This is a genomic window from Chlorogloeopsis sp. ULAP01, assembly GCF_030381805.1.
Lineage (GTDB): Bacteria > Cyanobacteriota > Cyanobacteriia > Cyanobacteriales > Nostocaceae > Chlorogloeopsis.
This window is the reverse complement of record NZ_JAUDRH010000007.1, coordinates 122,338-146,690: the sequence shown is the minus strand read 5'-3', so window position 1 is coordinate 146,690 and position 24,353 is coordinate 122,338. Positions and strand designations below refer to the sequence as shown.

Here is a 24,353-nt window from a genome sequence, read left to right as displayed (position 1 = left end):
ATTAAGGATAAAAGTCAGATTAATACTGTTAGTAAAACGTGATTAGATATACATTATAAATTGATTTGGTAATTCATTTGTAATTACATTTAAATTTTTGAGCAAAAAACTTAGTGAAAGTCTGAAGGCTGAGGGTTAGTCACTGGAGGGTGTAGATTGTGAGGAAGAGGCAAAAACTTCTTTGCTGCTCCCTTCTATCTTGCTTTTTTTTGCCTAGTCTATCCTCAGAAAATTGATAGGGAGAAGTTAATCCATATCATCGTTAGAAATAGATAGTGCAAGATGTTGATATTTACAAAGGCAAGTTAAACTACTGTCCAAGTTAAGCTAGGCTAAAAGTATATCTTTACAAAAAGATTTAGTCATTTTCATTGAATTAATGAGGATTTTGCGGTTATGAGCCGCTATGAGAATTTTATTAATTGAAGATGATGAAGTCATAGCCCAATCACTTGCCAAATCCCTGAGAAATCAGCATTATGCTGTTGATATTGCCAAGGATGGGCAGGAAGGTTGGGATTTTGCCGATTTATTTACTTATGACTTGATTTTGCTAGATGTATTGCTGCCTAAACTAGATGGAATTAGTCTCTGTCGGCGCTTAAGAGCAAGCGGTAATCAAACACCTATTCTTCTATTAACAGCTCAAGATACCAGCAAAACTAAGGTGATAGGTTTAGATGCTGGTGCAGATGATTATGTTGCTAAACCTTTTGATTTTCAAGAGTTATTAGCTCGCATCCGTGCTTTATTGCGTCGGAGTGGTTCAGCATTACCTCCTGTGTTGCATTGGAAAAACCTGCAACTCGATCCTAGTACTTGCGAAGTTAGCTGTAATGGCAAGCTTCTGCATTTGACTCCCAAGGAGTACGGTTTACTAGAACTTTTTCTACGTAACAATCACCGGATTTTTAGCTGTAGTGCCTTAATAGATCATTTGTGGTCATTTGAAGAACCACCTACAGAAGACACAGTTAGATCCCATATGAAAAGTTTACGGCAGAAACTCAAAGCAGTGGGACTTGGAGAAGATCCAGTTGAGACTGTTTATGGCATTGGATATCGACTCAAGCCAGCCGAGAAAGAGGACGCGGCGACACGGGGAGGTGGAGACACGGGGAATGTAAATAAAAGTTTCTCCGCGTCAGAGCGTCTCAACCTCTCTGAGTCTGTTTCCACCAACCAAAATCCAGTTTCAACTGGAATTTCTAAAGTTTGGGAGGAGGTAGTACACAAACTTGAAGAGCGAGTGGTTGCGATTGGACAAGCTTCTACCATACTGTTACAGGGAAAACTAAGTGAGGAAATGCAGTCACAAGCAAAGCTAGAGGCTCACAAGTTAGTTGGTTCTCTAGGTATGTTTGGCTCTGATGAAGGATCTCGTCTAGCCCAAGAAATAGAGTCTCTATTAGAAAAAGGCAATCAACTCAAACCAGCAACAAAACAGCATCTGATGCAATTAGTTTTGGCATTGCGCCAAGAGTTGCAACTGTTGAACTTCAGGTATAAGCCGGGATTGTTATCAGTCAATCAACTAGCGAATGAACGTCCATCGCTGTTGATTGTCGAGCACGATAGGGAATTCGCCCAGATGTTGGTGAGGGAGACAAAGAATTGGGATACACGAGTGCGTTTAGCGCACGCTACGCGAACGCAAATTGCCCCAAATGCGATCGCTGCGAAGGAGTTGCTAACTCAAGATTGCCCTGATGTTGTATTGCTTGAGCTTCCCTCTGACGAGAATGCAGAAAATGCTCTGGCTTTATTAGCAGAACTGAGTAACCGTATTCCAGCAGTACCAGTAATAATTATGACAGAGCAAAACAGTCTCCTAGACCGGGTAAAAGTTGCCCGTTTGGGTGGACGTGCGGTCTTACAGAAGCCGATTTCTCCAACTACAGTACTGGAAACAGTACATCAAATATTACAATATTCTCTTCCCACTGAAGCAAAGGTAATGGTTGTAGACGACGATCCTCAGATCTTAGCTGCTGTCCAGACTTTACTGGTTCCTTGGGGAGTTAAAGTTTACACCCTAGATAATCCACTTCGATTTTTGGAAGCCATAGCAGTTGCTGAACCGGAACTGCTGATTTTAGATGTGGAAATGCCTGGAATAAGTGGTATAGAGTTATGCCAAGTTGTACGTAATGAGCCTCGGTGGAGTGGATTACCTATCTTATTTCTCACAGGTCATAGCGATACTATAACTAAACAGCAGATATTTGCGGCGGGTGCTGACGACTACATTAGCAAACCGATTGTTGAACCAGAACTGATTACTCGAATTCTCAATCGTTTAGAGCGATCGCTTGCTCAACGGCATCTAGCAGAAATCGACGCCCTAACGTTTGTGTCCAATCGTCGCAAGTCCACCCAAGACATAGAACGTCAGCTAGCATGGAGTGATCGCCACCATCAATCCTTTTGCTTCGCTATTGTGGATTTAGACAATCTCAAGCAAATTAATCATCAGCATGGTCATATGATCGGCGATCGCGTATTATCCCGTTTAGGGCAATTGTTGCGACAAGTATTCCACACTCAGGATGTAGTCGGTCGTTGGGGTGGTACGGAATTTGTTGTGGGGATGGCGGGAATGAACAAAAGTGATGGAGTGCGAAGGCTTTTAGAAGTTCTCAAGAGTTTTCGTCAGATTGAGTTTACAACTGCTAATGCTCAAAAATTTCATGCCACCTTCAGTGCAGCAGTTATAGAGTATCCTCAAGCTGGTAACAATCTTCAAGCCCTCTACCAGTCTGCTGACACAGTTCTTGAGCAGGCAAAAATAACGGGAAGAAATAAAGTATTGAGTAATTATAAATACTAGGTTACAGGTGACAGGGTACAGTTCTTCCCTATCCTCAACTAATTCCAGTCAATATAAAAATATACATTAGAATTATTACAACAATTTAGAAAATGATTGCGACAGATGCATTCACCAAATCCAGACACAGAAGGCTATTTCCAATCCAAAATCCAAAATTTGTACTGAGCTTATTGAAGTATCCAAAATGGTATTACATACCTTTTTCACCTCCAGCCCCTTTATCCCTCACGGACATTGTTATCTGTGGAATCCAGGGTTGGTGTGGTTGCATTTGTTATCAGATTCCTTAATTGCTCTAGCATATTATTCGATTCCCTTCACATTGTTCTATTTCATCCAGAAGCGACAAGATGTTCCTTTCAAAAGGATTTTTTTGTTGTTTGGAGTGTTTATCGTCGCTTGCGGTACAACTCATGTCATGGAGGTTTGGACACTTTGGCATCCGATTTACTGGCTATCTGGCTCGATTAAAGCCATTACGGCACTAGTTTCACTTTATACAGCCATCATATTAGTGGAATTAGTACCTAAGGCACTGGAAATACCTAGTACAGCCCAACTAGAAGCAGCTAACCAAAAACTGCAACAGCAGATTGCAGAACGTCAAAAAGCGGAAGCAGCATTACGCAAAGCCCATGATGAGTTAGAAATCCGAGTTCAAGAACGAACAAAAGAGCTAGTAAAAGCCAATGAAGCACTGCAAGAAAGCGAACAACAGCTAAGGTTAGCATTACAGGCAGCTAAACTTGGGGCTTGGCAACTTGATCTGAAAACAGGAGAATTATCTGCATCTGCTCAGTGCAAGGCAAACTTTGGTTTGTCAAGTGAAGTAGAGCTTTCCTACAGTATGCTATTTGAACGCATCCATCCTGAAGATCGTGCTTACGTGCGCGAATCTGTCAGTCGAGCGTTGGAACAAAAAATTGATTATGAAGCGGAGTACCGCAACATTTGGCCCGATCATAGCGTTCATTGGGTATTGGCACGGGGAAGCGCTATTTGTGAGGCTGATGGTAGCCCTACCCGCATGATTGGCGTCACCCTAGATATTAGCGATCGCAAGCGAGCCGAGGAAGCTCTCCAACAGACAACGATGCTCCAGCGAGCAATTTTGGATAGTGCCAACTACACAATTATTTCCACAACGGTAGATGGTACTATCCTCACCTTTAATCGTGCCGCAGAGCGATTATTAGGATATACAGCAGCAGAAGTAGTTGGGAAAACAACCCCAGTTATCATCCACGATCAAGACGAAATTGTACAGAGGGCGCAACAGTTATCGCAAGAATTAGGATTCACTATTGAAGCAGGGTTTGAGGTTTTTGTTGCCCATGCGATCCTTGGGGAGGTAGACGAACGCGAATGGACTTACATCCGCAAGGATGGTTCGCGTTTCCCAGTACTGCTCTCAATCACAGCTTTGCGTGATACTCATAACAATATTACAGGGTTTCTCGGCATTGGTAGTGACATTACTGATCGCAAGCGAGCAGAGGAAGCACTGCGCGAAAGCGAACAACGTTTTCATGCCTTCATGAATAATAGTCCCACAGTTAGCTTTATGAAGGATGCCCACGGACGTTATGTTTATGTTAATCAAACATTTGAACATATCTTCCAAGTCAAGCTCGCAGATATACGAGGGAAAACAGACTTTGACAGGTTTCCCATAGAGGTAGCACAGGAACTTCATCAGCACGATCAAGTTGTTGTGTCTACAGGACAAACAGCTGAGTTAGAGGAAACAGTACCAACACCCGATGGCACTCTCCACAATTGGTTAGTTTTTAAGTTTCCTATTTGGGATAGCGCTGGAAAATTATTTCTTGGTGGTGTCGCAATTGACATTAGCGATCGCAAGCGAGCCGAAGAAGAACTGCGCCACCTCAGTAAGGCGCTGGAAAGTGCAGTAGAAGGTATCTCGCTGTTGGATAAACAGGGACGTTATCTCAAGGTAAACCCAGCATATGCCAATATGGTTGGTTACCAAAGCGAGGAAATGATTGGCATGGAGTGGGTTTTGACTGTTCATACAGACGATTGGGAAAAATTGAGTGCAGCCTACCAACAAATGCTTACCAACGGCAAAGCAGAAATAGAAGCTAGGGCTGTACGCAAAGACGGCTCAGTTTTTGATAAACAAGTAGTGATGGTCAAAGCTTACGATCAACAGCAATTCATTGGACATTATTGCTTCATGAAGGATATTAGCGATCGCCGCGAAGTCGAGCGCCTCAAAGATGAGTTTGTTTCGGTAGTTAACCACGAATTGCGCACACCCCTGACTTCTATATCTGGAGCCTTGGATTTGCTAGCCAGTGGCATTTTGCAAACACAGCCCGAAGATGCTCAACGGATGTTAAATATTGCTGCCAGCAACACGGATCGGCTGGTACGTCTGATCAACGACATCCTAGATATCGAACGCATCGAGTCAGGAAAGATACAGATGACAAAGCAAAGCTGTGATTCTGCTGACTTAATCAGGCAGTCAGTTGAATTGATGGAAGAGATGGCAGCACAGGCAGGGGTAACAATATCAGTTTCTCCCTTATCAGTTCGTCTCTGGGCCGATCCCGATCGCATTATTCAAGTACTTACCAACTTACTCAGTAACGCAATTAAATTTTCACCACCAGGTTCTACGATTTGGTTGAGCGCAGAAGAGGGAACAGGGGACAGGGAGATTATTTTCTCATCTCCCAGTATATTATTTAAAGTCCGCGATCAAGGGCGCGGGATTCCGGCAGAGAAATTGGAAACTGTTTTTGAGCGTTTTGGACAAGTTGATGCCTCAGACTCTCGCCAAAAAGGGGGAACCGGTTTGGGTTTAGCTATTTGTCGCAGTATATTGCAACATCATGGCGGGCAAATCTGGGCTGAAAGTACCTTAGGAGAAGGTAGTACTTTCTTTTTTACCCTACCAATCCTCCCAGAAGAGGACACGGAGACAAGGGGACACGGGGACACGGAGAATTATTCTCCCCCCCTCTCCCTCTCCCCCCCTCTCCCACTCTCCCCCTCCCCCACTCCTCCTCTAGTTCTGCAGTGTGACGACGATCCTTCAGTTCGCGTTGTTGTGCAAACCATGCTAGAACAAAAAGGCTATCGAGTTTTGGCAGTTGGATCGGGACAAGAGGCTGTAGAGGAAGCAACAGCGAACCATCCTGATGCAATTATTCTTAACTTAATGATGCCTGGTATGGACGGTTGGGAAACTTTAGCCATTCTCAAACAACAGCCACATACCCAAAACATCCCTGTAATTATTCTCAGTGGTTTATTACCCGATGCGAGTAAAGGTCTGCCGGAAGGGGTGAGTGACTGGATTGTCAAACCTCCAAACATCAAGTTGTTGTGCCAAGCTTTAGACAAAGCTACTACTCGACAAAATCAAACTCTCAAAGTACTGATTATAGAAGACGATCAAGATTTGGCACAGGTACTCATTGCCATGTTTAATAGCCACAACATTACCACTTTTTATGCCCAAACCGGGCGAGAAGCTATACAAGTAAGCCAAAACATTATCCCTGACTTATTAGTACTGGATTTGGGATTACCAGAATGTGACGGTTTTACTGTAGTAGATTGGCTGCGGCAGCATAACCGCCTCTGCCAAGTACCGTTAGTTGTATATACAGCACGCGATTTGGATGAGGGCGATCGCAAACGATTAAGGCTAGGACAAACCCTATTTCTCACCAAAGGACGCATAACCCCGCAGGAATTTGAACAACGAGTAATTAATTTACTCAATCGAATGATTGGCGATCAGGGTGAAGAAAGGTAGAAGCCTGGAAAGTTTATATAGTAGGGTTTTTAGTTTATTTTACTGCTTAGTTATTTTCACCGTATTCTACTAGTGTAAAAGTAGAGTTTATTATGACTACGAAACACATTCTCATTATTGATGATGAATATGATATTCGGGCAGTGGCTGAACTCTCCTTAAAAGCAGTAGGAGCTTGGCAAGTTACGACTGCCGCCTCAGGCAGTGAAGGAGTAAAAAAGGCAGTTGCCGAACAGCCAGATGTAATTCTTTTAGATGTCATGATGCCCGACATGGACGGAATCGCTACTTTTAAGGCATTACAAGCACATCCCGCCACTAATAAAATTCCAGTGATTTTACTAACAGCCAAGACGCAAGCTGCCGAGCAGCGCCGATTTGCCGAACTGGGAGTGCGAGCAATTATTACCAAGCCCTTCAAAGCTATGAAGTTGCCTACTCAAATTGCAGCCGCTCTCAACTGGGAGAGTTAAAAAATTTTTTCTAATTTTCTTTCATCTCCACAATTTCTGCATTTTTCAGTTTTAAAGTTAAAAGCATCCAAAAGACCAACAACTCAATCATGCTTTACCTAAGAGTGGAGTCAACACCAATCATTAGGAAACTTGATATTTTAGTTAGGTTCTATCCACATATTTTATATCTAAAATTTATGAACAACTTAGAACTATTTCACTTTCACCTCGAAAGAGCTATATACGTCTTAAAGTTTCAAGATAAACAGCTAGTTGAATATTGGATAGAGCATTTACATCTGAACCTAGACTATCAATATACAGACTCGCTTTTAACAGCAGCTGTATTTGAATTATCTGCCACAGATACTGATACTTGTCATTGGATATTAGATAACTTTTCTGATTGTCAACCTTATACTGATTTACTTGACAACGTTATTAGATTTGCTATTGGTAAGCTCATTCAGCAAGGATTTATTCTCGGTCAAGACTTCAGCTTCACTGCTGAGGGAAAAATTCTTCTCAATGAAAACACAAAAATAGCATTAATGGCAGATACTTCTGTATCAGATAATTTATTACTTGAGAAAGTCTTAATAATTCCTCAACAAACTCCTTCACTAACGATATGATGTCAACTAATACATTCACTTCAAACTCTATTGTCAATATCTTTTTGCAACCAATTCGCCAACAGCTTAAATCTCTAAAAATAGAAGACTATAGATTTGCACGCTTACTCTGTAAAATCATTCCTGCTAGTTGTCCATTTGAACGAGAAATAAAACTTTGCAAGCGTACTATTCTCTATATTCCTCCTCTATGTAAACTTAATCCTTTCTACGAACAGTTAGTTGAATTACGTTTTCGAGCTTTAACTTATTTAGCGGATCGTCATGGTGAAGATGTAACAATATATTGTTAACAGTAAACACAATCACTATTATTTTCTGAAATAAAATTGCTTATTTTCGATTGATTTGACTAAAAAAATTCTCAAAACTTTGAAGTTTTTGTTGTAATTCCTCAGGCATAGAGTAGGAACGCACATCAACATTAGAGAGGGTATAATCATAGACTTTAGGCGAATTGAAGTTTGGTTCTATCCACTGTCCGTTGTCACCCGTATAGGATTTCCACTTTTCTATATCAGTTGCTGGAGAGCCAGGAACAGAGGGATAATCTGGCTCTAAGAGAAAAGACTTAGTTTTTGGTGACCAATAAGTGTTATTAGATGATTCATAGTTATTCTGAAATACTGAAGTATACATCCTATTATTTCCAGTGTTGGCAAAGAATAACATCTGGTTTGATGCTTCTGAAGAAATCAGTGAATTTCGGATAGCGAGTGGCCCCACTCCAACGGGAATATCGCTAATTTCTTGTACCTCTCCTATATGATAAGCAGTGGAATTAGAGTAATATCGGGATGCTCCCACAAGGGAAATTTGATTTGGATTATTGGTAATAACTGAGTCTAAAATTGTTATATTTTGGGCATTGCTGATATCAATTCCTGCCCTATGCATAGAGTCAGAGATGAAAGAGTTCTTGATCAGAAAAGGCCCTGGTGAAGCCTCTAAAAATAATCCTGCTGAGTTTTTCACCGCAACGAAGTTATCTATGACTACATTCTTATTTTCGTGATCGAACCACATTCCATTGGTAAAGTTGCCGATCGCCTGCTGATCTTTGAACAACACATTTCTAGCGAAGTGATGTTTTGCCCCACTGATTGCCCAGCCTCTCCAACCTGAAAGATTGCCACGCCAGTTATTGAAGTTTGTACTATTTCCAATCCACAGCCCATTTACCATATTGTCTGTTGATGCACCCATGAAGCCGTTGTAGTTAAAGACACTGTTTTTTACAGTTACATCTTGGGTTTTGAACAAATAAAGTCCTTGGTAATTATTCCATTCAAAGCGGCATTGGTCGATTAAAATATTTCGGTTAATCAAAGACTGTTGATTATTCCACTCTTCACCAAATATCACAGCAGCAGTTCCACCCAACGTACCTACTGAATGCCGAAATGAAATATTTCGTAAGACTACATTACGCACTTGGTAAAACCGCATTAAGAATGGATGCACTCCTACTTCGATGGTCGCATTTTTAAAGTTGACATTGCTATTCGGGAGAAGATAAAGAAAATCTCCATTTTCACTCTTTTCTGCAATACCAAAACTTCCAGGGTGAAGCAGTGCTTCTTGAGGCTCTACAAATCCCAAGTACTCATAACTACCACTTCCTCGGAAGGCGTTAGGGAATGTATAGTTATATTTTTCAAGTAATACTTGTCTTTGTTGTCTGCCATTTACAAATACAAGTTCCCTTCTATGTGCAAGTATGTTCTTCGGCCCATATTTGCCGTATGGCCCACCATTATTACCAAAATCATAATTCCAAGGCATACGATATATTAAGCCTTTGTCAGTTTTAATCGCTGGTGTCCATGCAGACAGTGGTACCAGATCAGAACCCTTGATGACTGTAGGTGTACTTCCTTGTCCTTCAATTACTAGCACCACTCCATCTGGAACTTTTGGAAAGCGGTAATCTATTTTGAGTGAACCTTCACGATAAACATCGGGACTCAATGCTATTTTCGTTGAGATACCCTGTGACAAATATCCTCTAGCCTTTTCTAATGCTGTACCTATTGTTAAAAGTGGATTTTGTTGGCTGCCATCGTTAGTGTCAGATGCTCCTATACTCTTTGATACATAGATAATCTGAGACACCTTTGATTCATCTACGTTAGCGCCAGTTATCTTAGTAGCATCGGTACTTTTGAGAGATTGAGATCCTAGCTCGATAAAATCTTGAATAGTAAGATTTGAACTATTTGTTTGACCTTCACTTTGAGCTATGCCTTTGATTGGATAAACTATAGTTCCAATCAATACTAAAAATATTAAATATACCCTATGTATCATTACAACCTCCACTCTTTATTTAGCTAATATTTCATTTTTATTTTCAAAAAAATCGTTCCCATGAATAAAACATGAGTAAAGTTGCCCTTGCACAAATTTATATCTGCAAGAATCTGTTCAAAAAATATCAAAATTAGTGAAATTAGCTAATTTTTATTCAAAATATGCTGATTAAAATTGTTCTCAAAATCAAATCAAATTTAATCTATTGCTAGTCAAGTTTGATTTTTAAAGTATTTTGATTAAATTAGTTTTTAATTAACCAAAATTGGTTGTCAAAATAAATTTATGACTCCATAGCCATAGTAAAACTAAATTTCAAGTGCTAATAAACTACTAGATAATGGAGAGTAAGACACAGATTTTTACTATTGCATATCTTATGCTAATAAGTAAGCTGCATATTATGTACTGCTTCTATTTTTATTGCTTTTGTTTACAATTTAGCTTTACTTACAGCTAAAGTCTTCCGTGATTATTACAGCCTATTTTTTTATGCAAAATTACCTATATATAGATTTAAGTCAGATTTTGTGGAAATTAGCTTGTCAAGATAAACTATTCTATCTTTAGCTTGGCTTTTCTCGTATCCCAGCCATTTCATTTTGGATAACTGAGTTTAGCACTTAAAATTCTTGTTATAAGAGGTAATTTAACCTTATCTACAAGGGTTTGAGAGAGATAGTTTATTTATATAGTGATGAAAATTTGAACTTCACTCGCTCCATCTTTTTCTCTGGTTTAGTTTGCTGAATTACCCAACTTCTGTATTGCATATATCAGGATAAACCACTAATTGACAAAGTAAAGACGTAACAACACAATATCTGAAGTGGGAACTATCTCATATGTTAAGGTAATTTAATATACTGGCTACTACGAAATATTACTTAAATAGTAGAAAAATATCATAAGAAAACACGATCGCACGCTTGCGATCGCGAATTTTTTTGGCAGCTAGCTTGGGTTCAAGAGTTGGAACTATGTACAATCAATGATTACAAGAACCCTGCTTTGGCTCGTGTTCATTGTGGTGATGTCCATGTCCGTGCTTGTGAGAACAGCCTTGTAAGTCCTGTTCGATTAGCTTTTCTGTGATTTCCTTCAAAGTTGCATCTTTAGGATTTAAGCCAATCCAAGCATCAATCTTCTCGGTATCGAAGCCTACCTCGTAGCGATCGCCTACTTGCATCAAAGGACGGCGAATTAACAATGGATCTTGGAGCATTAACATTAAAGCGGTTTGGGCATCAACTTGTTCGGGTACTAACTCGCCTGATTGTACTCTTGGAGCAGTGCGATTAAACCATTCTGATACAGGGCGATCGCCAAAAAATGAGCGCAAACGCTCAATAGTCCAAGGTTCTGCGAGTAGGTTGTAGGCAATCACTTCATGACCAGCAGCTGTAAGCAGAGTTTTTTGTTTAGTATTGTTCTTACAACCTGGTTTTTCATAAAAAATTACCCTTGCCATTACAGTAACTCCTACTGGTTTTAAGATATCAAAGGGATCGGGTACTGGTGATTGGGGATTGGGTATCAGGTATTAAGGTTTCTTTATTCCTAATCCCTAGTACCTAGTCCCTAGTCTCACATCTTGTACCAGCTTTTCATACCGCCAAGAAATAAATTTCTTGGCTCATAGCTCAAGTCAGATAAATCTGACTGTAATAAGATTTGAGTCCGTTTTAACGGACTTATGCTCTGAGACAGAGAATTTATTCTCTGGCGGAAAACCGGGCAGATGCAAGATATAAGTAGTCACTTATTCCTAGTCCCTAATTCCCAGTCCCCAATTCGTACTATTAGAATTACTCGCCTAATTAAATTTTAATTAAAAAACTAAATTATTTTGCTAATAAAAATAATTACCATTTAGCGACTAGAAATTTTTAGCAGTATGAGTTATCAAATTATACTCAAATCGCTGTTTGGGGTCAGTTTCCCCATACAAATTAAAAGTAACAGTTGGTTCATTACCTACCGCTTCTACACTATGAATTGCATTAGGTGTAAAGCTAATAATATCACCCGGATATAAAATTAATTCTCCCGTTTTTTCTATTTTATTCGGGGATTCTGAGTGAGGATTACGTCGCCAAAAGGTGTTTTTTTCTTGTCCTTTTAATACTGCAACTACTCCCCAGGTACCGTGATTATGAATATTAGAAGTTGTTTCTGGTGCAAATGTTACTGTTTGTACTGTAAAAGGGAAACCTAATTCATCATAAAGGAGTACAACCGAGGTGCCAGTTTGAGGACAAGGTTCTAAATATTGGCTTTGTACCCAGTAAGAATTAACAATTAATCGTCTTACTAGTATTTGAATCTCTGGTAGCCGACTGGCTTCGTCTTCTACATTTTGCAGAACATCTTCTAACTCAGTTAAAAATCTATAAAGGCGATAATTGTCCCTTAGTAAATCCCACGCTCTCATAGATTTACAGATTTGATAATTTCCATCTCCAGTGACAAGCCAATTTTTTCCTTGCATATTTTTGAAGCTATTAATATAGCTTAAATTTACTCATCATCATCTTCTGGTGGACGTGTCAAAATATCAAATAATAGTCCAGCACCAAAGTCATGTTTATCATCAATTTCTTTGACTTGAGTACATATTTTTTTTGCTTTCTCTATTTCTCCTAATTTTGCTAACACTAATCCAGAAGCGGCACAAGCATTTAAATACATACGAATTTCTGAGTCTTCTTTCCGCCTAAATAATATTGGCTTTAACTGCTCCCAATTATCTGGTAGATTTTCTGACTCTTTAATTTTATTAATTACCTTAATTGCTATTTTTAACGCCATAGCATAATTATTTTTGTAATAAAAGTATCTATATGCTGCTACCAAAACATCTATTTGTTCTCCAGTTTTGGCTAAAGCTTGATTTATATATTTTTCAGATGCAGGGGAATTTTCCCAGTTTTCTGCTGCTAATATTAATAAATTTTTGATATCCTCTGGCACTTTAAACCATGAAAACTTTTCTGCATCCACTTGATATAAATCTCCTTTGTATGGGTATAGGGGTGTGGGGGTTTAGGGGATGCATAATTTAATATTCCAAAATAATTATTTTTCACCTTATACCCTTACCCCCTTACACCCTTACACCCCTAAAATTTTGTGAGAACGTACAACAGAGTAAAGAGAATAATCCAAATGATGTCTACGAAGTGCCAGTAAATTTCTGCCATTTCGATGCCAGTATGTTTAGTGGCAGAATAATGACCAGGACGACGCGATCGCCACAACACACCCAAAATTAACAACAGTCCCACGAAAACGTGTAACCCGTGGAACCCTGTCATTAAGTAAAAACAGTTGGAAAATATATTAGTAGTTAGACCGTATCCTAAGGTCATGTACTCATAAGCTTGTCCGAGTAGGAAAATTGCGCCCATAATTGCGGTGATGATATACCACTTGCGCATCCCTCGAACATCATTCCTTTTAATTGCCGTATCACCGAAGTGAATCACAAAACTGCTGGAAACCAGAATGATGGTGTTAATTGTCGGCAATAATAATTCTACTTCCGTGCCTTCTGGAGGCCAAACTTCATTACTTCCTTTAAAAAACAAATAAGTGGCAAAAAACCCCCCGAACATTAACGACTCAGAAATCAGGAACGCCAATAGTCCCTTGACTCGTAAATCTTGATGTTCTTCGTGATGAGATGGACTTGTCGTTGCGATCGCCATATTGTTTGTACTACAAATTCTTTCTATCTCTTTCTTTGCGTTCTCTGCGTCCTTTGTGGTTCGTTTAAAAAACCACAAAGGCACAAAGACACTAAGACTCTAATGATTAAGCGCTAGCTTCCGTTACAGTAGCAGTCTGAACTTCAGCATTATGAACACCGTAATCGTAAGGGCCGTGAGTTACTACGGGCAAGACTTCCCAATTTTCAATTAGAGGCGGAGAACTGGTTGTCCACTCTAAAGTCATAGCATTCCAAGGATTATCCCCGGCTTTTTTGCCAGCAACCCAACTCCAGAGAATGTTAATCGTGAAGGGAATTACCGATATGCCTAAAACATAAGCACCAATCGTACAAATCTCGTTGATGGAGGTAAATTGTGGATCGTACATTGCTACTCTTCGGGGCATACCTTGTAAACCCAATTCATGCATGGGTAGGAAAGTCAGATTTGTACCGATAAAGGTAAGGATAAAGTGAATGCGACCTAAGGTTTCATTCATCATCCGTCCGGTGATTTTGGGAAACCAGTGGTAAATGCCTGCGTAGATACCAAATACGGAACCACCAAACAATACGTAGTGGAAGTGTCCTACTACATAGTAGGTATCATGAACGTGAACATCAAAGGGTGCTGTTCCCAGGGTGACACCACCAATCCCACCGAGAACAAACATCATCAATAAGCCAACCGCAAACAGCATGGCACTAGTGAAGCGGATTTTGCCACCCCAGAGGGTAGCAACCCAACCAAATATCTTTACACCAGTGGGAACGGCAACGATCAGGGTAGAGATGGTGAAGAACATCCGCATCCAACCGGGTGTGCCACTGGTAAACATATGGTGTACCCAGACGAACAAACCCACAAGGCAGATAGCCAAACTAGAATAGGCGATCGCTTTATAGCCAAAGATAGGTTTGCGCGCATGCACGGGTATGACTTCGGACATGATGCCGAAGATGGGCAGAATCATCAGATAAACTGCCGGGTGGGAATAGAACCAGAACAAGTGTTGGTAAAGGACTACGTTACCGCCTGCATCTGGTTTAAAGAAAGATGTACCAAAATGGAGGTCGAATAACAGTAGTATTAATCCTGCTGCTAATACTGGTGTAGATACCAGTGCTAAGACGGAAGTTGCCAAAATCGCCCAACAAAATAGGGGAACTTGATCCCATTTCATGCTGGGGACTTTCATGAACAAGATGGTAATGACAAAGTTCAGCGAACCTAAAATTGAGGAGGTTCCTACCAAGACAATGGCTAGTACCCACAACGTTTGGGCTGTGGGGGCAGTTACCAGGCTTAAAGGTGGATAAGCTGTCCAACCAGATTGGGAACCACCACCGAAGAAGAAACTGGCTAATAGTAGTAAACCTGCAGGTGGGTTCAACCAAAAAGCGATCGCATTCAACTTCGGAAAAGCCATATCCCTAGCACCCACCATCAACGGCACCAGGAAATTGCCAAATCCTCCAATCGCACTAGGGACGATCCAAAAGAAAATCATGATCGTCCCGTGGTTCGTCATGAAAGCATTGTAAAGGTTGGGTTCTAGCAAATCAGCATCGGGTGTTGCCAACTCAGCACGCATGGCAACTGCCATCAGCCCACCGATAAGGTAGAACAAAAACGCCGTTACTAAGTATTGGATGCCGATGACCTTGTGGTCAACATTAAATGTGAAGTAGTGGTACCATTTCCACGCTTGGGGATGATGAGTGGTTCCGGCAACCACAACAGTAGAGGCTTCATTTCCCGGTGGATGATTCCGTGGAATTTCGAGCGTCATAAGCAATTTCCGCGATAATTTGTCTGTTGGTGGTTACAGCGTTTCTCAAGTTCGTAGCACCTTGAAACGTAGAGGGACGCAAAGAGTTGATTAACCACCAAATTAATGACTATGGACTATTGACTCTATCCCCATTTTTTGGGTGTAGGGAGCGAGAAAATCTGATGTTGATAATTCAGCAGGGTTAACTGCAACTGCTTGTTTCAGTTCTTGTTGTGCGATGCGGTTTTCTGCCAACCAGCTTTCAAACTCGGCGGGAGTATGAACAACTACCTGCGATCGCATTGAACCGTGATAGCCACCACACAATTCTGTACAAACGATGGGATAGTTACCAACTTTAGTGGCGACAAACCGCAGTTTAGTTGGGATACCAGGAATTGCATCTTGCTTTAAACGAAATTGCGGCACCCAAAGAGAGTGAATTACGTCTGTGGCAGCCAGGTTTAGCTGTACGTCAGCACCAACAGGAACGTGTAATTCACTACTCATCACACCGCTATCTGGATAATTGAAAATCCAAGCAAACTGCATTCCCGTGACATCGACTGCTAAATCAGCAGGTTTTTGTGGGCGATCGCTAGCTGCACCAATGCCAATTTCCGGTTCATTAACTGGTGCTGCCATTTCCATCCCAGATGCATCATTCCATGTTGCAGCTAAGGCAGTTCCGGGCATTTGAGCAACATGAGATGGAGCATGATTATGAGTATCTAACCCCCCCATGCGCCCGTATACATCTACACTGTAAATTCCCAAGACAATGACAATAATGGTTGGGATTGCCGTCCAAAAAACTTCTAGAGGCAAGTTACCCTCAACGGGCGCACCATCTGTATCATCACCTTGACGGTGACGAAATTTCCACAAAAAAATCAGAATGGTTCCTTCTACCACTACAAATAGTGCGGTGGCAATTGTCACCATAATATTAAAAAAACCGTCTACTAAAGGCGCTTGTTGCGATGCTTGTTCCGGTAGTAGACTGTGGTGTTGACCAACCCAAAGACTGAAGAGTGTGATTACTACTCCAGCAACTAAGGTTAACAGCGAAACAGGAATTTGTTGCATATATACCTGCTCTTTAACACGGTGTTCAAGGTGTGATTCTCGCCTGTTGTAAAGTAGTACATTGCATCCTGTGCTTTCGATGCATACGTCACACCAAAGAAGAGAATTTTTAGGTTTGTGTCTAGATAAGTAGCTGTTACAATTTTCGTACTTATTTTGGTTTACACCTTTATCAGGCAACTTTGTCTAACTATTTTATTTTCTATGTTTCTAATAAATAATAGGGGGAATTTAATCATGTTTTAATTTATGTTCCCCCAGCAATTCTGAGACTATATATTTATTCCTATTTTCCAGGATAGTTCCGCGTGTAGAGAAGTTTGATTGTTGATGGTTAACTGTTTGCCTAAAAAATGATGAGGCTATCTTAGCAGCAAGCTTTAAGTTGTTAACTACTAACAATTTGCGATTTACGGATTTGTTTACCGTGAACTTTTTGTAGAGTTACTGTAAATAACTAATCTTCCCCTCTGGTATTCTTGCTACGTTGATTACATTTTGAGATAAACAGTATTTCCTCTCACAAACATACCTCTCTTCTATCCAAATACCTAGTTATTTAATGCGGCATGGGTGTAGCAGTTCTTAGAACAAATTTTTGCACATGCTTCACAACCAATACAGTTTTCTGGATGAGCAACTGTCATTACTTTCTTTTCAATTTCATCATCGTCTTCATCTTCTACAAATTCTCCTTCTTCATTCATCGCCTTTAGTTCCAGCACATTATGTCCACAGATTTTGAAGCATCTGCCACAACCAATACATTTATCTTGGTCGATTGATTCAATAAATTTTGGTGTCCAAGTTTTTCCACCAAATGTCAATCCTGTTAATACTGCCATGTACGTACCTTCTGCAATTTTGTTGACGAATATATTTGCGCTTTACGCTCATCCTAATATAACTTTTATTTTATTTTTTTAATGTTCTACTTTAACCTTTTACTTCGTCAAAATTCTATAACTTATACAAAATTCAGCTTGTTTTTTGTAATCAAAATAATAGATGAAATTAATTACCAATAATATTTTTTTAGACATGATTAGCAAAATACAATCAGACAAGAGGTGTACTGATAATACATCCAAATTAAAAGGGAATGGAGTTAGGGAAAATAGGGTTAGGGAGGTTTTCTTGTAACTCTCAAAAATGATGATACTTGTTTGCATTAAAAGGGAACAAGGTTCCTCATGCAGCAGATCACAAATCCTCGTTAACGAGAATTCGTGGGGATAGCTTCTGCCTCCTGCCCTCTTAAGCCTTTTTCAGCCATTTGTCATACAAATTATGGTAAAAATTTCATCCAAAATATGAGTGAGAAATAAAAAAGTGTAAACTAATTGACAGAATAATAAGAATTGTTAAAGATTAATATTATTAATAATCCAATTTAAATTTCCTAACTTCTATTTTGAAATGTTAGTGATAACAGATAATTTCAGTAAGAGTTTTTATTAAGTGAAAGAAATTCGGTAATTACCGTACAAAAAAACAAAGAAATGGTATGAACGCTCATGATGAACACATTTCTGGAAAAAATTATGAAATTTATAGATAATCAAGATTTGATGGCTCGGTCGGGTTAAAAGCTGTAAATAGCTTGTAATTGGATGGTCTGTCTGAGTATGGATGTGGGTGGTTAGTACAGCAATCATGTATTGCTGGTAAAAGTAAGAATGTGGTGGTGAGTAGTGCATAGAAAGGACGCATCCAGGGGAGACTAGAGCCAAACATCTCAACGAATATAGTGGCAATAGCCTTATGCCTTATACAATTCCTAATAACAGTTGCGTTGGATGTGATAATTGCCGTCCTCAATGTCCTACAGGTGCTATCAAAATCGAAAACGATGAATACTGGATTGATCCGAGTCTTTGTAACAATTGCGAGGGTTATTATCCAGAACCTCAATGTGTGGTAGCCTGTCCTACCAACTCTCCCATACCTTGGCAAGCAAAAAGGGGAAGGTGTAGAGTTGAACCAAGAGAGGTGACTAATCCAGACTTGTTTTCTAATGGCAAGAGCAACCCCTTTGCTTCGGCAATTGTCATTTGGGAAGCTTGCAATGTGCTGGCACAACGCACGTCACTGCCTTGGGAAATAGACGAACAAGGAAATTTGTGTTATCGTCGCCAAGTCTACCAAGGTAAGGGAGCGATCGCCTTTCATGTTCTTGCATCAGCAGAGCCAAGCACATCTATTACTGGGATGCCGCAAAAACTAGTAACAGATTTAGGAGCAATTGAGGCACTCGATATTAGAAATGCTTGTATCCATTTGATTTTTGCAGCTTATGCTACAAGTTTGGATCGGCCTTGGGAGCAAGAGTTTGCAATTGATGAACGCCAACTAGAGAAATATTTGGGTTTAGAGAAACGCAAAGATTTGAGCAAAGCTGTCAAGCTGGCTTTAATGAAAAACTTAGTACAGCAAGCTTGCTCACTCATTATTTCTATTGACTGGCCTCAACAAGGGCAAGTCAAGGGGTTTTCTGTAACAAAAAGTCGTTTGTGGGAGTTAGTGTCAATTCAGCACCACTTTCAAGAAGACGAACTTGGTTGTAAATATCTGGTTGGCTTAACCTTTAAAGTTAGAGCAGGTATCTGGACACAACACTTCTTAAATAAACAGGGATGCAAGGAAAGAAGCGCGTTTTATCAATATGGGAGTCTGCCAAAATCCTTGTTAACTACAGTCATGAGTATTTGGCAGCAACACGAAGGTGCAGCACGATTGATGCTGTGGTTGCTGTTTAAAACCAAAATGGGTAAAGAGCAACGCATTACCGTTCCTACCTTAATGCGGGTTGCCTACGGTGAAGAAAAAATTACCTTAGCATTTAGGCAAAGAGAGGAACGCAAACGATTGCTACGGACTTTTGAGCATGATTTAGAAGTCCTCAATCATTATGGAATGAAACCCTGTTTTGACCCAGTTACTTACCCAGCTGCCATACAACCTTTGTGGGCTAAGTTAGTCGATATTCCCGAAGATCCAGATGAGGCACTGGAATTTTGGATGAATGACGGTGGCAACACCTCGCGGCTTACAGATATAGGCCCTCGTGGCAAGTGGAATCTCCTGATGAATGCCCGCATTTTGGCTTTCGATCTGCCTCCAGACTGGGAACAGCACATTGCAGACTCAGAAAAAAAGCAACAGCGAACCGCAAAAAACAAAAGAAAGTCAAAAACCACAAGTGATTTGATTGGCGAACAGATTTTGCGAGCGCGAAAAAATCTTAATCTCTCCCAAAGAGAACTGGCAAAGCTAGCAGGTAAAAGTCAAAGCTGGATTCGTGATATTGAAAAAGGTCGCCTGAAAGTCAAATTAGAAGACCAAGTTGTATTGCGTAAAGTTTTGGGTATTGCTTAATTGGATTTTCAAAACAAAGCAACTATATTTTGGTTGCTTACCTCCAGGGTCATCACCGTGATTTTTTTCTTAACTTACACTTTCAATGCGATCGCTGCCCAATATAAATTCACTTCCAAAAGAATATGCAGCTTGCCCAAAACTTATCTATATTGATAGTGATGGTGATTGTGCCGATGCGATCGCGTATTTATTTCACAGAACATTAATGAGCGAATATTTCTATCAAAAGTATTATTAATAATATTCAATCATAATTATTTAGATATCAGAATAATTTCTACAAATGTATACATTTATCTGCGATCGCGAAGTATGGGGTGTATGTATAGATGTATAGTGCAAGAAATACTAAGTTCTGATTACATTTGTTGATAGGTTTTCCTCTACACCCGTTTTTCTAACTCTAGAACTTAGCACAGAGGTTGGTAGCGGAGGATAATATGCAGCATATATATGATGAATCTTTTGAAAGTATAGTCCGAGACGTTCATGTCGGTGAACAGCAAGAAGAATATTACCCAGTTAAATTGATAACGAGTAAAGGTGGCATACACTGCCGTTACTACCCAGTCAAAGATACCGAACAGGCGGTGATTTGGGTTGGTGGTGTGGGTGGTGACTGGGATACACCTGCTCGTGGGGTTTACCCGTTGCTTTGTCAGCAGCTAACTAAAGAAGGGATAGCTTCTTTGAGAGTACGCTATCGCTATCCAGCAGAACTCGAAGAGTCAGTTTTAGATGTTTTAGCTGGTATTAACTATTTACATGACGAGGGGATACAAAATTTTGCCTTAGTGGGACACTCTTTTGGTGGTGCAGTGGTAATTAAAGCTGCTGTTCAAGCTCCAGATGTTCGTACTGTAGTTACTATTGCTACCCAAGTCTATGGCACAGAAACAGTTGCCGATCTAGCTACGCGATGTTCGCTCCTGCTGTTACATGGTACAGATGATCGGGTACTGCCTCCTGATTGTTCGCAACGTGTCTATCAACTTGCTCTGCAACCCAAGCGTATTATTTTATATCCCAATGCCGATCATTGCTTAGATCAAGTGGCTGATGAAGTTACTCAAGTTATTCGGGATTGGATTGTTGAACAGTTAAATCGTTCTTCAACAAAGGTACTTTAGTTTTAATTACCAAAGAAAACGCTCAAGGCGATCGCACAGCCCGGCGATGCAGTAGTCTGATACTTCAAGGTTTAACCTCTAAGTCTCCTACCCACATCAGCAAACCAGGGGTGTTTTTGTCGTTAGCATAGGCTGGACGAACCTGATCGTACACATCAGGGTGCTGCTGGGCTAGTTCATCTTCGCTTAAATTGGCACTGAGCATAGTGCCATCCTTCATTTTGACTGAGTATTTTAGCCCGTCTTTGCCATTAGTGATGACAACTATGCGATCGCGCATAACCAAACTAGTTATAGTGGCAGGTTCCTCAGCCCTGATTGCAGTTGAGAAAAGGAGATTTCCTAAAAGCATGAGGAGAGCAACTACAGGATAGTAACGCATATTCATCCTCCATCAGTACTAACTGCTTCTATTAGTGTAAGTAGAACGACTTGAAAAAACCAAACTATGTGAATTAATGTAAAAACGTTGGCATCCAGTTCGTAGTGAGGACTTTAGTCACTATTGGAGGACTAAAGTCCTTACTACAAACCTTTAATTATTTACCTTGTTCTACTTATCGCTTTAGTAAATCAGCACAATATAGGACTTATATTTGATTTTTTAAAAAAATGTAGGGTGTGTGATTGCGGAGTGTAACGCACCGTTTTCAAGGGTTGGGTGCTTATAAATGAAAAAACATTTGTTATTAACTGATATCAAAATTTCTGAAATACGAAATATTGCATTCATATTTATGAAATTTAGATTACGTAATTAACCTGGAAATATATATTTAGTGGAATTAAATTTTAATTAGGGTGATCGGATTTAGAATCGGAAGCTATAACCGATCCCATCAATACTGCAATTTCAGATTAATCTAAAATTTTAGGAGCCAATTATGAGTCATTTATTTGACCTAGAAATTGCGAAACTGGAATCTCTTGGTCTGTGTAAAGAAATTAGCAATGATGAGAGCGAGATAGTTGCAGGTGGAATGTTTGGGCCATTTTTTGTCGCACCCCCGATAGGTTGGTTTGGTATATATCCAACTCCGGGTATTACTAAGCCGAATGAAAATACCAAAACTACTGTAAAAGAGGGTGATGGCTGGGTGAGTTATACAATTGAAAGCCACGAAAAAGAGGAACATACCTATACCTTCCCATAACTTACTCACTGCTAGAAGGCAGTCTCTATGAACCAAGTTTCACAAGCCTTGCATGAAAATCCTCTTCTATATTCCCCCAACCCCATTTTCAAGCTAGATGGCAGATGACAGAAGGAAATAGGGTTCTGTTTGAGAGTTAATTTTTAAGATCCAAAGGTGTGTTAACTTAAGCACACCTTTTTCTGGTAACAAAATTTTTACAAGTCAAAGTTGACATTTAAGCAATTGCTTATATATTATTAGAGGTATAGTTAAGTAAATACTTAAATATTTGGTTTACCTCAATGAGTAGACCTGCTGCCAGTGCCGATGTCTTTGTTGCGATCGCAGATCCAACTCGACGAGCGCTATTGGATCGGTTGCGTCTTGGAGAGCAACCAGTGAAAGAGTTAGCAGAACCATTTGCTATGAGCTTGCCAGCTATTTCTCAGCATTTGCAAGTTCTCTGTGAAGCAGGTTTAGTAGAAATGCGGAAATCAGGGCGACAGCGTCTGTATCGATTAAATCCAGAACCACTGAAGCAGATATCCAACTGGATTGTTCATTACGAGCAGTTCTGGCAAGAAAAACTAGATGCCCTTGGCGACTATTTGGAGGAAAATCAATGCTCCGAAACTTGAAGAAGGAAATTTTCTATCCCTATCCTCCTCAAAGAGTTTGGCAGGTACTTACTAACAGCCAAGTACTAGCGACATGGCTGATGGAAAACGACTTTGAGCCGCGTATCGGACATAAATTTCGGTTTTTATGCCCGCCACTGCCGGGGCTAGACGGAAGCATTAGTTGTGAGGTGATTGAACTAGACGAGCCAAAGCGGCTTTCTTACACTTGGCAGGATAGTATGATGTGCCAACCTTCAATTGTGACTTGGACGCTCAAACCTGTAGATGGAGGTACACGAGTGCAACTTGAGCATAAAGGTTTAAGGCAAGAATTTATTGGTGTAGGTGAGCCAATGCGCTATTCTCAAGCATGGCAGGGTCAATTTATGCATGAATCTACAGCAGTAACTCAGACTCTAGCACCAAATGCTCGCAGTATAGTGTTACCGTCAATACCCGTTGGTATGTATGTGGCGCTAGATAGTGTAATTCTTAATTCCTTTATTAATGGAGGGTGGGACTACAAACTTAGTGAGAAAATGCCACAAGTTCTAGTTAGTCTTGCTATTAACAATTAATAACAGATGAATAGGATAAAAAATGAATGACGCCAGCGAAAGACTACTTGCCTTGGCGCAAAAAAATGCGGCTAGCTACCTAGTTAATCCAAAAGCTAAAGCAATTGGAATCGCTGGTTCTGTTGCTCGTGGACAAGCCGATGTCTACTCAGATATTGATATGAGTATTTATTATGATGAACTACCAACAGATGAAGAATTGAAAGCAACTTATGAACAAAATCAAGGATCAGATTATAGACTTCATGCTAGCGATTACCAAGCAGGATACATAGTCGAACAATACTTTGTTCAAGGCGTTAAATGTGATTTTGGTCATATCACCATTGAGTGTTGTGAGCGTGACATAGACAAGTTGCTGGAGGAGTGTAACCCTGACGAGCTTTTGCTAAATATGCTAGCTGGCATCGTTGATATGGTGCCATTACATAATGGTGAACTACTTGCACAATGGCAGAGAAAGGTAGCCAATTATCCCGATAAATTAGCTCAAGCAATGGTGAAAAAGCATTTGCATTTTCGTGCTTTGTGGGTGCTACAACTTTACGGAATAGAAAGAAATGACGTGCTTTTTCTGACTGATGAATTATTGAATGGAGTAAAGAATATTATTGGTGTACTGTTAGGATTAAATCGCTTGTATCATCCTGTCAATGCTGTTCCATTTAAAGGGATGAATAAGTTTATTAATAAAATGGCGATCGCTCCCCATCAACTTTCATTTCGTCTCCAGCAGATTTTTCTTGAAGAACCACAAATAGCGGTTATATATCTTGGTGAATTGATAGAGGAAATATTTGTTTTAGTGGAAAAGCATATGCCAGAGGTGGATACAACAGAAGCTCGATACAATTACAAACTCTGGTCAGAGAAATTTCATCTATAAGCAATTAAATATAT

The 24,353-nt window shown here is 40.1% G+C and carries 21 protein-coding genes; 12 read left to right on the top strand and 9 right to left on the bottom strand.

The features are described 5' to 3' along the window. Positions 1-406 precede the first annotated feature (406 nt). The 5 genes from QUB80_RS15480 (at position 407) to QUB80_RS15460 (ending at position 8,012) form a co-directional block, all read left to right on the top strand. Positions 407-2,830: a response regulator gene (locus tag QUB80_RS15480; RefSeq protein ID WP_289790405.1), complete on the top strand. Its 2,424-nt coding sequence runs from the start codon at positions 407-409 to the stop codon at positions 2,828-2,830. 187 nt (positions 2,831-3,017) lie between these two features. Next, a complete protein-coding gene (locus QUB80_RS15475) occupies positions 3,018-6,629 on the top strand; it encodes a PAS domain S-box protein (RefSeq protein WP_502875299.1) in 3,612 nt (1,203 codons plus the stop codon). A 92-nt stretch (positions 6,630-6,721) separates the two neighbouring features. Then, positions 6,722-7,102 carry a response regulator gene (locus QUB80_RS15470; protein WP_289790404.1) on the top strand — a complete coding sequence of 127 codons (381 nt, stop codon included), beginning with the start codon at positions 6,722-6,724 and terminating at the stop codon, positions 7,100-7,102. Positions 7,103-7,281: 179 nt separating this feature from the next. Then, on the top strand, positions 7,282-7,719 hold the full coding sequence (locus QUB80_RS15465; RefSeq protein ID WP_289790403.1) for a hypothetical protein: 438 nt from the start codon (positions 7,282-7,284) through the stop codon (positions 7,717-7,719). Beyond that, entirely contained in the window at positions 7,719-8,012 is a 294-nt protein-coding gene (locus QUB80_RS15460) for a Mo-dependent nitrogenase C-terminal domain-containing protein (protein WP_289790656.1), read from the top strand. The genes QUB80_RS15465 and QUB80_RS15460 overlap by 1 nt, the downstream gene beginning before the upstream one ends. Positions 8,013-8,052: 40 nt before the next feature. On the opposite strand, the gene QUB80_RS15455 is transcribed toward QUB80_RS15460, so the two are convergent. From QUB80_RS15455 to fdxB, 8 genes are all read right to left on the bottom strand, one after another. Further along, entirely contained in the window at positions 8,053-10,029 is a 1,977-nt protein-coding gene (locus tag QUB80_RS15455) for a right-handed parallel beta-helix repeat-containing protein (RefSeq protein WP_289790402.1), read from the bottom strand. 991 nt (positions 10,030-11,020) lie between these two features. Further along, on the bottom strand, positions 11,021-11,503 hold the full coding sequence (locus QUB80_RS15450) for an ArsC/Spx/MgsR family protein (RefSeq protein WP_289790401.1): 483 nt from the start codon (positions 11,501-11,503) through the stop codon (positions 11,021-11,023). Positions 11,504-11,911: 408 nt separating this feature from the next. After that, on the bottom strand, positions 11,912-12,523 hold the full coding sequence (locus QUB80_RS15445) for a cysteine dioxygenase family protein (protein WP_289790400.1): 612 nt from the start codon (positions 12,521-12,523) through the stop codon (positions 11,912-11,914). Positions 12,524-12,552: 29 nt separating this feature from the next. Next, positions 12,553-13,035: a hypothetical protein gene (locus tag QUB80_RS15440; RefSeq protein WP_289790399.1), complete on the bottom strand. Its 483-nt coding sequence runs from the start codon at positions 13,033-13,035 to the stop codon at positions 12,553-12,555. A gap of 119 nt (positions 13,036-13,154) precedes the next feature. Continuing rightward, positions 13,155-13,742 (bottom strand): cytochrome c oxidase subunit 3, encoded by a 588-nt coding sequence (locus QUB80_RS15435; protein WP_289790398.1) that lies wholly within the window; start codon positions 13,740-13,742, stop codon positions 13,155-13,157. A gap of 106 nt (positions 13,743-13,848) precedes the next feature. After that, positions 13,849-15,537 carry a cytochrome c oxidase subunit I gene (gene ctaD / locus QUB80_RS15430; protein WP_289790397.1) on the bottom strand — a complete coding sequence of 563 codons (1,689 nt, stop codon included), beginning with the start codon at positions 15,535-15,537 and terminating at the stop codon, positions 13,849-13,851. A 102-nt stretch (positions 15,538-15,639) separates the two neighbouring features. Beyond that, a complete protein-coding gene (locus QUB80_RS15425; RefSeq protein WP_289790396.1) occupies positions 15,640-16,608 on the bottom strand; it encodes a cytochrome c oxidase subunit II in 969 nt (322 codons plus the stop codon). Between the two features lie 551 nt (positions 16,609-17,159). Beyond that, positions 17,160-17,453: a ferredoxin III, nif-specific gene (fdxB, locus tag QUB80_RS15420; RefSeq protein ID WP_289790395.1), complete on the bottom strand. Its 294-nt coding sequence runs from the start codon at positions 17,451-17,453 to the stop codon at positions 17,160-17,162. 919 nt (positions 17,454-18,372) lie between these two features. Here fdxB and QUB80_RS15415 point away from each other — a divergent pair. From QUB80_RS15415 to QUB80_RS15405, 3 genes are all read left to right on the top strand, one after another. Continuing rightward, entirely contained in the window at positions 18,373-19,986 is a 1,614-nt protein-coding gene (locus QUB80_RS15415; RefSeq protein WP_289790394.1) for a helix-turn-helix domain-containing protein, read from the top strand. A gap of 85 nt (positions 19,987-20,071) precedes the next feature. Continuing rightward, positions 20,072-20,227: a hypothetical protein gene (locus QUB80_RS15410; RefSeq protein WP_289790393.1), complete on the top strand. Its 156-nt coding sequence runs from the start codon at positions 20,072-20,074 to the stop codon at positions 20,225-20,227. Positions 20,228-20,429: 202 nt separating this feature from the next. Further along, a complete protein-coding gene (locus QUB80_RS15405; protein ID WP_289790392.1) occupies positions 20,430-21,119 on the top strand; it encodes an alpha/beta hydrolase in 690 nt (229 codons plus the stop codon). 64 nt (positions 21,120-21,183) lie between these two features. Here the strand turns inward: QUB80_RS15405 and QUB80_RS15400 are convergent, their stop codons facing one another. After that, positions 21,184-21,501 carry a hypothetical protein gene (locus QUB80_RS15400; protein ID WP_289790391.1) on the bottom strand — a complete coding sequence of 106 codons (318 nt, stop codon included), beginning with the start codon at positions 21,499-21,501 and terminating at the stop codon, positions 21,184-21,186. Between the two features lie 502 nt (positions 21,502-22,003). Here QUB80_RS15400 and QUB80_RS15395 point away from each other — a divergent pair. From QUB80_RS15395 to QUB80_RS15380, 4 genes are all read left to right on the top strand, one after another. Beyond that, positions 22,004-22,273 (top strand): hypothetical protein, encoded by a 270-nt coding sequence (locus tag QUB80_RS15395; protein WP_289790390.1) that lies wholly within the window; start codon positions 22,004-22,006, stop codon positions 22,271-22,273. Between the two features lie 284 nt (positions 22,274-22,557). Then, positions 22,558-22,893 (top strand): ArsR/SmtB family transcription factor, encoded by a 336-nt coding sequence (locus QUB80_RS15390; protein WP_289790389.1) that lies wholly within the window; start codon positions 22,558-22,560, stop codon positions 22,891-22,893. Continuing rightward, positions 22,878-23,453 carry an SRPBCC family protein gene (locus QUB80_RS15385; protein WP_289790388.1) on the top strand — a complete coding sequence of 192 codons (576 nt, stop codon included), beginning with the start codon at positions 22,878-22,880 and terminating at the stop codon, positions 23,451-23,453. Before QUB80_RS15390 ends, QUB80_RS15385 begins: the two co-directional genes overlap by 16 nt. Before the next feature lie 22 nt (positions 23,454-23,475). After that, positions 23,476-24,339, top strand: a complete 864-nt coding sequence (locus QUB80_RS15380; RefSeq protein WP_289790387.1) for a nucleotidyltransferase domain-containing protein — start codon at positions 23,476-23,478, stop codon at positions 24,337-24,339. Positions 24,340-24,353 lie beyond the last annotated feature (14 nt).